The 11,578-nt window shown below is 44.4% G+C and carries 12 protein-coding genes; 7 read left to right on the top strand and 5 right to left on the bottom strand.

Going from position 1 to position 11,578, the window contains the following annotated elements; translation table 11 throughout:
- The 3 genes from RMO55_RS20200 to RMO55_RS20210 form a co-directional block, all read right to left on the bottom strand.
- Window positions 1–780, bottom strand: a 780-nt coding sequence (locus RMO55_RS20200; RefSeq protein ID WP_310429670.1) for a helix-hairpin-helix domain-containing protein, incomplete at its 3' end; no start/stop codon positions are given.
- Window positions 781–1,000: 220 nt separating this feature from the next.
- Window positions 1,001–1,999, bottom strand: coding sequence for a multicopper oxidase domain-containing protein (locus tag RMO55_RS20205; protein ID WP_310429672.1), 999 nt, complete (start codon window positions 1,997–1,999; stop codon window positions 1,001–1,003).
- A gap of 98 nt (window positions 2,000–2,097) precedes the next feature.
- Window positions 2,098–2,985 carry a cation diffusion facilitator family transporter gene (locus RMO55_RS20210; RefSeq protein ID WP_396134424.1) on the bottom strand — a complete coding sequence of 296 codons (888 nt, stop codon included), beginning with the start codon at window positions 2,983–2,985 and terminating at the stop codon, window positions 2,098–2,100.
- A gap of 188 nt (window positions 2,986–3,173) precedes the next feature.
- On the opposite strand from RMO55_RS20210, the gene RMO55_RS20215 reads away from it, so the two are divergent.
- The 4 genes from RMO55_RS20215 to RMO55_RS20225 all read left to right on the top strand — a co-directional run bounded on the left by RMO55_RS20215 (window position 3,174) and on the right by RMO55_RS20225 (window position 7,090).
- Window positions 3,174–3,626 carry an NADAR family protein gene (locus RMO55_RS20215; RefSeq protein ID WP_310429677.1) on the top strand — a complete coding sequence of 151 codons (453 nt, stop codon included), beginning with the start codon at window positions 3,174–3,176 and terminating at the stop codon, window positions 3,624–3,626.
- A 110-nt stretch (window positions 3,627–3,736) separates the two neighbouring features.
- Window positions 3,737–3,859 carry a DUF1287 domain-containing protein gene (locus tag RMO55_RS22365; RefSeq protein WP_396134425.1) on the top strand — a complete coding sequence of 41 codons (123 nt, stop codon included), beginning with the start codon at window positions 3,737–3,739 and terminating at the stop codon, window positions 3,857–3,859.
- Window positions 3,860–4,250: 391 nt separating this feature from the next.
- On the top strand, window positions 4,251–5,897 hold the full coding sequence (gene cimA, locus RMO55_RS20220) for a citramalate synthase (protein WP_310429678.1): 1,647 nt from the start codon (window positions 4,251–4,253) through the stop codon (window positions 5,895–5,897).
- 320 nt (window positions 5,898–6,217) lie between these two features.
- A complete protein-coding gene (locus RMO55_RS20225; protein WP_310429680.1) occupies window positions 6,218–7,090 on the top strand; it encodes a phycobilisome rod-core linker polypeptide in 873 nt (290 codons plus the stop codon).
- 233 nt (window positions 7,091–7,323) lie between these two features.
- On the opposite strand, the gene RMO55_RS20230 is transcribed toward RMO55_RS20225, so the two are convergent.
- Together RMO55_RS20230 and RMO55_RS20235 are read right to left on the bottom strand one after the other, a co-directional pair.
- The gene (locus tag RMO55_RS20230) at window positions 7,324–8,076 is read right to left on the bottom strand and encodes an SIMPL domain-containing protein (protein ID WP_396134426.1); all 753 of its coding nucleotides are present in this window, start codon (window positions 8,074–8,076) and stop codon (window positions 7,324–7,326) included.
- 117 nt (window positions 8,077–8,193) lie between these two features.
- A complete protein-coding gene (locus RMO55_RS20235; RefSeq protein ID WP_310429684.1) occupies window positions 8,194–8,937 on the bottom strand; it encodes a phycocyanobilin:ferredoxin oxidoreductase in 744 nt (247 codons plus the stop codon).
- 480 nt (window positions 8,938–9,417) lie between these two features.
- Here RMO55_RS20235 and RMO55_RS20240 point away from each other — a divergent pair, with 480 nt between their 5' ends.
- The 3 genes from RMO55_RS20240 to RMO55_RS20250 all read left to right on the top strand — a co-directional run bounded on the left by RMO55_RS20240 (window position 9,418) and on the right by RMO55_RS20250 (window position 11,420).
- Window positions 9,418–9,936 carry a phycocyanin subunit beta gene (locus tag RMO55_RS20240; protein ID WP_310429686.1) on the top strand — a complete coding sequence of 173 codons (519 nt, stop codon included), beginning with the start codon at window positions 9,418–9,420 and terminating at the stop codon, window positions 9,934–9,936.
- Window positions 9,937–9,999: 63 nt separating this feature from the next.
- Window positions 10,000–10,488, top strand: coding sequence for a phycocyanin subunit alpha (gene cpcA / locus RMO55_RS20245; protein ID WP_310429688.1), 489 nt, complete (start codon window positions 10,000–10,002; stop codon window positions 10,486–10,488).
- Between the two features lie 116 nt (window positions 10,489–10,604).
- Window positions 10,605–11,420: a phycobilisome linker polypeptide gene (locus RMO55_RS20250; RefSeq protein WP_310429690.1), complete on the top strand. Its 816-nt coding sequence runs from the start codon at window positions 10,605–10,607 to the stop codon at window positions 11,418–11,420.
- The last annotated feature ends 158 nt before the right edge of the window (window positions 11,421–11,578 follow it).

Here is an 11,578-nt window from a genome sequence, read left to right on the forward strand (position 1 = left end):
TTTACCATCGGTAATGGCTGCACCATATTCAGAATTGGCAGTATCTAATAAACCATTAATTACTTGCAATACGAAGGTTGGATTTTTACGTTGGGCATCCGGTAATGCGGCAATTGCTAGATCGATCGATGTTTGTGATGCATTAAGATTGGTAGTAACTTTAGGCATATCTTTAGCTCCAGCTTTGACCATATCTTCAAGTGCAATCAAAGTGGTTTTAAACTCTTTTACTTTGCGCTCATTCAATTGATCTGCCACATCTGTATAAATCTCTTCAACGGGATGACCAATATGGGGTTCAGCTTCTTTAGGCTTCTTCAGGTCTAGCAGTTCTTTGGCTACAAATAAGTGACCTTTCATCAGTCCCAATTTGACCATGTAATCGGCATCTTTCTCGATTCCAGTGAGGACAACATCTTCAATTGTTACCAAATCTTTAATCTGGTCGAATTGTCGTTGGTCGATAACTTTTTTGGTAACTAATTCTTCAGGTGTTTTGTAAGGACGTTCGGCTTGAATTTTATTTGACAAGGCTGGAATCCCTAGTTTAGCTTCTAGTTTATCGAGTTCTGATAAAATTGCACTATTAATATTAATTTTTTTACCGCCACTATGACTACCTGCATGTGTTGAGTCTGCTTTGGGTTTTTCGGCGTTAGGGGTTGAGGGATTGGGACTAATTTCTGTTTTGGTAGTAGTCGGGGTATTGTTGCAAGCACTAATTACAATTGAAGCTGCAAAAGCAACAAAGGCTATTTTAATATATTCTTGGTTTTTCATAGAAGTAAATTTAAGATGAAAGATGAAATTTTTAGGCTGGTACTAGCTTTTGAACATCTGATATCGATTCCAAACTTCGATCGATACAATGGCGATCTGATTTAGGTCGAGCTACAAATCAGATCGAAAGTAAATACGATCGATCTAGATCGATCGTTTTAGTCATCTTAATTGTGTACTTAATGATAACTAATGTCAATTTATTTGAGATTAATTTCTATTAAGTGGCTGGAATAACCTTAAATGCGCCCATACAGCCATTTTCGGCGATCGAATCTTGATGCGGATGAAACATAAATTCGCCTGGATACTTGAACTTAAACTCTAGAATATGCCGTTCTGCCGTGCCCATCGTAATTACATCGGTGGTATGACTAGGTTTTAGCGTCATTCCTGTGGGATACACATCAAACATATTTGCATGGAGATGGAATGTCACAGCGGGATCGATTTCAATCATATTTAAGACATATAGCCGAACTAATTGATGCTGATAAATCTCGATCGGGTGCATCATATAGTAATCTGGCACACCATTAAACGCATATAGCTCATTTTTGCCATCATCATTGACATCGTAGCCACCCATCAACAGCACCATTTCATCAGCCACAGGCCGAGGTTCGGGCGGATCGATAATCAACATCCCATATAAACCCTTACCGATATGGCGCGTCACTGGTGCAACATGACAATGATATAAGTGGACACCATAGGGTTCAGCCTCCAACTCATAAATCATCCCTTTCCCATTCCGAATTGGTTTGATTCCATCCATTGCAGCGGGATGAAAGCCGTGAAAATGCAGCGAGTGCGCATGTCCCGCCCGATTAAGAAAAGATACTCGAATCAGTTCCCCCGCTTTAGCTCTCAATGTGGGCGCGGGTACCCTAGCATTAAAATTCCAACTATTGAATGACACTGCTGTATTCAACTGAAGTGTGGTATTTCCAGCTATCAATCTAAATTCTCTGACAGTCCGTCCATTTTCCTGTTTAACGGTGCCATAATCAAAATCTCGCAAAGTCTGCATCGGACTAAACGAATTGCCCATCATCGGGCTATTCGCTGGGACTACGGGGATTCTCGCAGGGGTTTCGGGCTGGAGTTGTTGCCAAGCAAGTGTAGCGGTAGTCAAACCCAATCCTGCTAATCCGTATTTGAGCAACTGACGACGGTGGAGGAAGGGATTTTGAATAAATCGATCGAGATTAGACATCAATGCTGGTGGCGAGTGGCGATGAGTATTTAGAAGTCATCTTCATTAGTTATTATAACGATCGATCTAATTAAATAATAATATTTATCATTATGAATTTACGAATAGGCATTGTTATCGATGCAGTAGCCTAATGGTTCGATCGAGATGGCAATCCGCACTGGTTGATAATGAGCTTTGAGACGGTTTTCGACCTTTTTAACGATCTTGTGAGCACTATCTACATCTGTCGCTGTCACTACCAATCGCATTTCGATAAAAGCTTGCCTTCCTAATAGTCCTCTAGAGGTAATATCATGACAACCAGCCACCCCAGCGACACTCATTGCGTGACGGTGAATGTGTTTGGGATCGATCGCCATCTCATCTACCAGCCAAGGTAAATTACTCCTAAGTATTTCCCAACCACTCTTGAGCACCAATACCCCCACGGGAAAAGCCAACACCACATCTAACCACTGATAGCCCATCCAGACACCAACCAAACCAATAATCACAACCATTGTCACCCAGATATCGCTCATCGTATCTGCCGCATCAGCCAGCAAAATCTGACTCTTGGTTCGTTTACCAACATTCCGTTCGTACAAGACGACAAGAATATTAATCCCCAGCACGGCTAGCATCACCCACAGCACCGATTCAGACATCTGAACTGGTTTGCTACCATGTATAATTCGATCGATCGCCCCACGCACGATTTCTAAACAAGTAATCCCCAAAAAAGCCGCAATCGCCAACGCACCTAAAGCTTCAAATTTTTGATGTCCGTAAGGATGTTCTCGATCAGGTTCCGCTGCCGCAGCATGATTTGCGGCCAATCCCAAGATATTATTAAAACTATCAGTCATGCTATGCAACGCATCGACAAATAAACTCAACGATCCTGAATACCAGCTTACCGCAAGTTTCATTATCATCACGACTAGATTCAAAACCAAAGTAATTTGCAATACACGTTGGACTCGGCGATCTCGTTTGTTCATGGCTGGGGGTAAGACTATCGATGATTCAGTGCGGTTGTGGAACATCGTCCAATAACTTGACGATCTGTTAATTTGTGCTAGTAGCATAAAAATATAATGCCCCACCAGTGAGAATTAATTCAAGTCAATTGAGACTAATTAGCAAAAAAGTGTCGTAAACTACCAAAAGTGAGTGAGCTTTAGACCCATTGACAATTTATTTCTACAAAGTAGACGCACCCTATGGCTGCTTTTCCAACTTTTCTCCCCACTTAATTGAGTTAGCGGGCAAAAAGTGGGCGACTGTCGAACACTATTATCAAGCGCATAAATTTGAGGGAACCAAGTTTGAGTATTTAATGGCGGAAATTCAAGCTGCACCCACTCCAGAATCTGCGGCAAAAATCGGGCGCAACCCCAAACATCAACCGCGCCCAGACTGGGATCTACGGAAATGCGAGATTATGTATGGTGCTGTGTGGCAAAAATTCAACCATCATTTGGACATCCAGCAGGTTTTACTGGACACACTAGCTGCCAAAATTGTTGAGAATTCGCCTGTAGATTACTTCTGGGGCTGTGGGATCGATCGAACTGGCACAAATCATCTTGGACAGATTTTAATGCAGGTTAGAGACAATCTTAAATTAATTGATAATTGATAATTGGGTTGTTAGGGTGGGGATTTAGTTCCGTGACGAATAACCCACAGGATTATCAACCAGCGGATATCATGACTTGGGATTTTGGCGGTGGACAGTAGCATATTGGCATTGTCACGAATATTCTTCCTGCACCCAACAGGTTGGCGATCGTCGATAATGCAGGTTGGGGTACGAAGGTTGAAGATGTGCTATTTGCGTGGAAACAGATCGGGCATTATCGTTATTTTTGAAACTAACCGATCGATCGTCGATTGATGGAGTGGCGTTCTTTACCATCGCCGAGCTGCTGGAGAAACCGAACGAGAATCAGTAAATGGGATTACAATATATCTGGTAAATAAAATATGCCGATCGCCATCTATCGCCGATCCGAGCGGCTGAATTGTTTGGGTGTATCTGTTCTGACGTTATAGACTTTATTTCCGCGCCTTGATTAGCACGAGCAGGACGAGATCTAGGAACATCCGATTTCTAAGCAACAATTGTTATTTGCGCTCGCAAACATAATGCTACCCTAAGCCAAATAGCGACAGCTAACATTGCCGGAATCGAACGAGGTTAAATCGATTTTGGCTGTAGGCAAAATCCAAAAATGTTGCATCTGCAAAATCTAAAATCGAAATGACTCAGATCCAAATTTACGATACGACACTCCGAGATGGCGCACAACGGGAAGGTTTAACCTTGTCGGTTGAAGATAAGGTTAAAATTGCCAGACAACTCGACAGATTGGGTATACCGTGGATTGAAGGCGGTTGGCCAGGTGCCAATCCTAAGGACGGGGAGTTTTTTCGGCGGTTAAAGTTAGAGCCGCTGACTCAATCTGAAGTAGTCGCTTTTTGTTCGACTCGTCGCCCTGGCGGATTGGCGGCTGAAGATAAAATGTTAGCGGCGATTCTAGCGGCTGGGACGAAGTGGGTGACGATTTTCGGTAAGTCTTGGGATTTACACGTTACGGAAGGCTTAAAGACCAATTTAGGCGAGAATCTGGAGATGATTCGGGACTCGATCGAGTATCTAGTCTCCCAGGGGCGACGGGTGATTTATGATGCCGAACATTGGTTCGATGGTTATCAGGCAAATCCTGAATACGCGCTTCAGACGTTAAAAACGGCGATCTCGGCTGGTGCTGATTGGCTAGTATTTTGCGATACTAACGGGGGGACACTGCCCCAAGATATTACCAGAATTGTCGGTGAGGTAGTTAAGTCGTTGGGGTACCCTCTCGGAACGAGAATCGATCCAAACAAGCAGCTCCAATTTGGCATTCACCCTCACAATGATTGCGAACTAGCTGTTGCTAACGCGATCGCCGCCGTCACCAGCGGAGTGACAATGGTACAGGGGACAATCAACGGTTATGGCGAACGCTGTGGAAATGCCAACCTCTGCTCGATTATCCCCAACCTCCAACTCAAACTCGGTTACTCATGTATCACCCCTCCAAATCTCACTCGCCTCACACAGGTAAGTAGATATATTAGCGAAGTTGTCAACGTTGCACCCAATGACTACGCCGCCTTCGTTGGCAAATGCGCCTTCAGCCACAAGGGCGGCATCCACGTCTCCGCCGTCGAACGCAACCCCCTCACCTACGAACATATCGCCCCCACCCAGGTAGGAAACGAACGCCGAATTGCGATTTCCGAACAGTCGGGATTGAGCAACGTCTTAATCAAAGCCAGCGAGATGGGATTGACACTTACCAAAGCAGATCCCCGCACTCGCCAGATTTTAACCAGACTCAAAGAATTGGAATATCAAGGCTATCAATTTGAAGGAGCCGAGGCGAGTTTTGAACTCTTGATGCGTGAAATCCTCGGTCAAACCTCTACCCTATTTACAATTCAGGATTTTCAGGTGCATTGCTCGATTCTCCCTGGGCGAGACTACGCCAACGCCACCCAACACCACTCCCTCGCGACCATCAAGATCGCTGTTGATGGTCAAAACATCCTCGAAGCCGCCGAAGGAAATGGCCCTGTATCAGCTCTAGATGCCGCCTTACGCAAAGCACTAAGTCAATTTTACCCAGAACTAAATAAATGTTATTTAACCGACTATAAAGTGCGGATTATCGACGGAGCAGAGGGGACTTCCGCAGTGACTCGCGTTTTGGTGGAATCGAGTAATGGACTACATCGCTGGACGACGATCGGCGTATCTGATAATATCCTCGAAGCCTCCTATCAAGCTGTCGCTCAAGGAATTGAATATGGCTTGTTAGTTCGATCGCCTCAAACCTGTAATTTAGTTGATGCAAAGTGATATTCGATCGTCGCTTGCGACAGCATTAAGACTCGCCGACTCACTTTAGATGAAGATGTGCTTAACATTTAGTTTTTACGCGCTCATTTTGACCTAATCTGTTAGCAATCGACTGTTTAAAGTTTTAACAATAATTTTTCAAATTAGAAATAGCCAACTTTCTAGCAAAATTTAGATCGTTCAAAAATTAGCAGCGAAATTTTAAGGATTACGGCGATCGATAAGGATCAGATTTTCGATCGATCTCTTGCCACGTTGAGAGAATTGCTAGTTTTTAAATACCAAAAACAGCTCATATCATAAATTTGGGAGTTATTTCGATGGTTAGCACTTTTGCTAAAAATCCAGTGTGGATGTCATTAGATGATGACAATAGCGCGGTTGATGTATTGATTAATAATGTCTATCGCCAAGTTTTAGGGAACGCCTATGTGATGGAGAGCGAACGACTGGTCGTTCCTGAGTCACAATTAAGGTCGAGAGAGATTAGCGTGCGCGAATTTGTGCGCCTAGTTGCCAAATCTGAACTATATCGATCGAAATTTTTTGACAGTTGCTATCGCTACCGCGCGATCGAGCTAAACTTTAAACATCTGTTGGGACGAGCACCCGCTGATTTTGATGAAATGCGCGCTCATAGTAACATCCTTGATTATGGCGGTCATGATGCTGAAATTGATAGCTACATCGAAAGTGATGAATATCAAGATGCCTATGGCGAGATGGTAGTACCGTTCGAGCGGGGTTTTAGTACCCAAATGGGGCTGTCGATGCAGGCTGTTACGAATATGCGATCTTTGCAACGCGGTGCAGCTAGTAGTGATAAGGATCTGAGGACTGGCAATCGACCCAAATTGCAACAGGTGCTAATTTATAACTATGTTGGGCCAACTCAGTTTACAGATGTCAACGCACTGATGGCTAATTTGTTCAAGCGATCCGATGTTGCTGTCCCTGTCTATGTACCGCAAGTTGTCCCGTCGGTAGCAACTCCGCAGAGCGAGCTGCGGGACTCAACCCAGGCACAAATTGATGCCTTACGTCCAATGGCTAATATTGGAGCAGCAATCGTTTCCAATGGTAGTTCGGCTAGTACTGGTAATGATAGCCCCTCAGCCCAATTAGCTGAAGCTCGCGCCTTAGCAAGTGTAGCTGAATACCGTCTGAATAAGTGGCGCATTAGATCGTACTAAATCGATAGCAAAACCATCAGGGCACAAAGGCGTGCGCGCATCCGCTGCTCGGTGCAACACCTGTGGAGGTTTCCGCCTCGTGGTTGTACCAGTAAATTCATTTGTTTGGGTAGCGTCTACGTGTGCCTGACGGCAGGCACACGTAGACGCTACTAAAGTGCGGGCTGATAGCTCAACTCTGTTGAAACAGACTAATCAGAATTTATCAGTCGCTCTAAAGTTCAAAATATCCTTTAGTCAATTCCAAATTTCACAGATACTACTGCAGTGATGTCCTTGTCGATCGAGCTGGTATCGTAGCTACCACCATTACTTACCGCAGTTGAGTTGCGAGGGGTAATTTGAAAGACACCAGTATCAGCACTGCGCACGCCACCGACGCGATTACCAGTACTTTTGGCAATTGATTCGGCTCTGGCTTTTGCATCCTTGGTAGCTTCTGCCACCATCTCGATTCGCAGTTTACTCAGTTCATTATAGAGATATTCTGGTGGTTCGGATGTCAGCGGAATTCCTTCGTTAATCAGTTCGGTAATTTTTTGGGATAATTTAGCATATCGATCGACTTTATCAGAGCGAATTTCTAGTTTTTGACTGAGTTTATAAGCGAGTGTTTTACCTGTTTCTCGTCCAGTATTATTATTCAGTTCGGGAACTGAAACTGTTTCTAGAGAATTTAGAGAAATCTCTGAGTCGGGCACTTTTGCCTCGGCGAGATAACGTTGAACTCGATCGATCCATGCTTTCAATTCTTGATAAGCCGCTTGAGTGGTAGGCTGTTGACTGGACAGCGAAACTTTCCATACGATATAGTCCGCTCTAATCGGTCGTTTGGCAGATCCCGTAATTAGTAAGGCATCATCTACTCTTTTGATATTCCGAATCGCTCCCGCCCACAGAAAGGAGCTAACGATTAGAGAAGCAGATAATAAAGCTAATCCCGCAAATAGTTGGGGAAATCGATAGCGTAATCCAGTGCTTTCCATTGCTTGAGACTCACACACACAAAATGTTGGTTTCGGCATGATGACAATCCACCCGCCTCGATCCTAACTACCACATCTCGATTGGTTATTCCTGAAAGCTGCGGGCAATTTTTCGTCCTAACAAGCCACAACTTCAGCAGCATAATCGAATAGCATTGTAGTCATGTATCGATCGGCCCATTCAGTACCGAAGGATTTTTCTAACACGCGGCGGGTTTTGTCGTTCTGCTGTTGTCGATCGCAATAATACCGTTGTCCTGCTAAAATGGTCGCAATTTCTGGCGCAGATTGCGCTGGCTCGGTTTGGCTGGCAACTTGGCAATGAATCGACAACATCGACAGCACATACTCCAGAAAATCGGCTTCCTCTGTTGCATCTGTCGGACGGATAAATAAGCAATAATCCGAGAAAATATCGCCCCAGGCTGGTAAATCTCGTACTTGGGAGAAGTTGACAGCGGGTAGTTCAAATAAAGCTCGTTGGTAACTCACAGGTAAGGATCGATCTCGATTAACTGGCGACAAATCGACAATTGCGGCACTAATGGCACCTCTTCCACAGACGATATCAGCTCCAAAAATCGGCAAATCGTAATCGGTATTGGGAAACATCACACAGTGGAGAATATCCAGATTTTTCCCAACCTGCGCCAGTTCGAGGTGGATTTTGCGAAATTGGGGAGTTTGATGGCAGCGATTTTCGATAACTAGGCGTTCGCCTTCGAGACTCCCTTCCACATAGCCGAGATCGTGGGGAATTTGATAGGGTGAGAGGGTGAGATGTTGTTGCCAGGTGCTTTCAATCCGATCGGCTAATTGTCGGATCAGGGGATGTTGTTTATCGCGTAATGATGTAGACATATATTTTATTTTAATAATTCGTAATTAAGTTTCTGGAAGGAAAATTTAATTTAGATCGATCGTTAAATCATTACACATCGATCGATAAAATTACCACTCATTATCTAAATTCATTTGCACCGATTATAGATCCAAAGGCTTCTTGAAGAAGTTAGGAATCTGAAGCTTTTCATTACTGTCGTCGATCGACTGTGTAGAATGCGTGCAAAGAATTGGGGATCGCTAATGTAACAATTTCTTTACAGTAAATATAATATTCTCAGAAAGCTAGATTATTTACTCAGCATGGCTTTAAGGCTAATTTAATATTTCTTAATTCGACGATCTGCTCGATCGATCGAAATTTGCACAAAATTTGCACAGGAGAATTGGTTTAATCAAATTGGTTCAAAAGACATTGAATTCCTGACACGTAACTGTCGATCGGGAATTCATATTTTTCAAAGTAATTTATATTTGCAACATAGGGAGTTTCCTTAGATGTTAGACGCTTTCACTAAAGTGGTTGCTCAAGCAGATGCACAAGGCACATTTGCTAGCGATTCTCAGATTGATGCACTCAAAGCAATGGTAGCTGATGGCACCAAGCGGATTGATATTGTTAACCGAATCACTTCCAACTCTTCGGCAATTGTTGCTAATGCAGCACGTTCATTGTTTGACGAGCAACCAAACTTGATCGCTCCTGGTGGAAATGCTTACACCAACCGTCGTATGGCTGCTTGCTTACGCGACATGGAAATCATTTTACGCTACGTTACTTACGCTACCTTCACTGGTGATGCTAGCGTACTCGACGATCGTTGTCTCAATGGCTTACGCGAAACTTACCTCGCGCTAGGCGTTCCTGGTGGTTCCGTAGCTACTGGTGTTGGCAAAATGAAAGCTGCTGCAATTGCAATTGCTAATGACCCCAACGGTATCACTAAAGGCGACTGTAGCTCCCTGATGGCTGAGTTAGGTGGTTATTTCGATCGCGCTGCTTCCGCTGTAGGTTAATCCAACAGTTGACCGATCGCTAGTTAATGTTTGCAAAATTATTGATTGAGAGATAAGTAAAAAATGAAAACTCCTTTAACCGAAGCTGTAGCTACCGCTGATTCCCAAGGTCGTTTCTTGAGTTCTACCGAACTTCAAGTCGCTTTTGGTCGCATTCGTCAGGCTACTGCTAGCCTCGATGCTGCTAAAGCTCTCAGTGGCAAAGCTCAAAGCTTGGCTGATGGTGCTGCTAGCGCAGTTTATAGCAAATTTCCTTACACTACTACCATGAGTGGCAACAACTACGCTTCTACCCCTCGCGGTAAAGCTAAATGTGCTCGTGACATCGGTTACTATATTCGCATGGTTTCCTACTGCCTAATTGCTGGTAGTACTGGCCCTATGGACGACTACCTGATTGGTGGTTTGGCTGAAATCAATTCTACTTTTGAATTGTCTCCTAGCTGGTATGTAGAAGCTCTCAAATACGTTAAAGCTAACCACGGTTTATCCGGCGACTCTGCTAGCGAAGCGAACTCCTACATCGATTATGCCATCAATGCATTGAGCTAATTCGCTCTTAAAATTCCCAGAACTATAGGCTGTCATTCGTGCTCAAGGGTGGGAACGAATGATGTCCTGTGGCTCTGGGATTGTTGTAAGCACATATAAATTAAGGAATAGCAACGATGACAAGTTCTATGGCTGCAAGACAGTTGGGGTTCGAGCCGTTTGCTGGTAACTCACCAGTAGAACTACGGACGAATTCTGAGGATAATGTTCGGGCTGTAATTTGGGCTGCTTATCGGCAGGTCTTCGGCAACGACCATATCATGGAAAGCGAACGATTAACCAGTGCGGAATCACTCCTCAAAAATGGAGCAATGACTGTGCGGGATTTTGTGCGTGCATTGGCACAATCAGAACTATATAAACAAAAATTCTTTTATTCAACTCCCCAAGTCCGGTTCATCGAACTGACTTTTAAGCACTTATTAGGACGCGCTCCTGCGAATGAAGCGGAAATTACCGAGCATGTAAATCGGTTTGTCGATCGTGGATACGCCGCTGAAATCGACTCCTATCTAGACTCGATGGAATATCAAGACAGCTTTGGTGAGGCGATTGTCCCTTACCATCGTGGTTTTGCCACTCAACGGGGACAAACAAGTGTTGGTTTTACGCGGATGTTCCAACTCTACCAGGGTTATGCCAATAGCGATCGCGCTCAAGGTAATAACAAGGGTGCTGCGCTGACAACAGAATTGGCTCAAGGTTCGGCATCTACCGTCCGCACGCCTAATTCTGGTCGCGGTTTAGCGGGTAATGCCAAAGGCGCACGCGGTCAAATGTACCGAATTAGCATCGTTCAAGCCAACCGCAGTCGCACTACTCAAGTACGTCGCAGTTCGAGCGAGTGTCTCGTGACTTACGAACAACTCAATAGCACGCTTCAACGCTTGAATCAGCGTGGTAGTCGGGTTGTAAGTATCGACAGGGCATAGGTTTGAGGGGTGCGGATATCTACCCACCCCGCCCTACGGGCACCCCTCTCTTGTCGGTTTTTTATTCTGGGGTTCCCCCAGAATAAAACCGCCGCTCCTGGGGGGGGATTTTTCACCCTACTTATTAACAAGGAAGAAAATCTGTGGCAATTACAACA

It is taken from the genome of Chamaesiphon sp. VAR_48_metabat_135_sub, from assembly GCF_031418915.1.
Classification (GTDB): domain Bacteria; phylum Cyanobacteriota; class Cyanobacteriia; order Cyanobacteriales; family Chamaesiphonaceae; genus Chamaesiphon.

Bases quoted from the DNA above. Each gene is read 5' to 3' on its own strand.
- RMO55_RS20205 (WP_310429672.1), bottom strand. From the start codon at position 1,999: ATGTCTAATCTCGATCGATTTATTCAAAATCCCTTCCTCCACCGTCGT.
- RMO55_RS20210 (WP_396134424.1), bottom strand. From the start codon at position 2,985: ATGAACAAACGAGATCGCCGAGTCCAACGTGTATTGCAAATTACTTTG.
- cimA (WP_310429678.1), top strand. From the start codon at position 4,251: ATGACTCAGATCCAAATTTACGATACGACACTCCGAGATGGCGCACAA.
- RMO55_RS20225 (WP_310429680.1), top strand. From the start codon at position 6,218: ATGGTTAGCACTTTTGCTAAAAATCCAGTGTGGATGTCATTAGATGAT.
- RMO55_RS20230 (WP_396134426.1), bottom strand. From the start codon at position 8,076: ATGGAAAGCACTGGATTACGCTATCGATTTCCCCAACTATTTGCGGGA.
- RMO55_RS20235 (WP_310429684.1), bottom strand. From the start codon at position 8,937: ATGTCTACATCATTACGCGATAAACAACATCCCCTGATCCGACAATTA.
- RMO55_RS20240 (WP_310429686.1), top strand. From the start codon at position 9,418: ATGTTAGACGCTTTCACTAAAGTGGTTGCTCAAGCAGATGCACAAGGC.
- cpcA (WP_310429688.1), top strand. From the start codon at position 10,000: ATGAAAACTCCTTTAACCGAAGCTGTAGCTACCGCTGATTCCCAAGGT.
- RMO55_RS20250 (WP_310429690.1), top strand. From the start codon at position 10,605: ATGACAAGTTCTATGGCTGCAAGACAGTTGGGGTTCGAGCCGTTTGCT.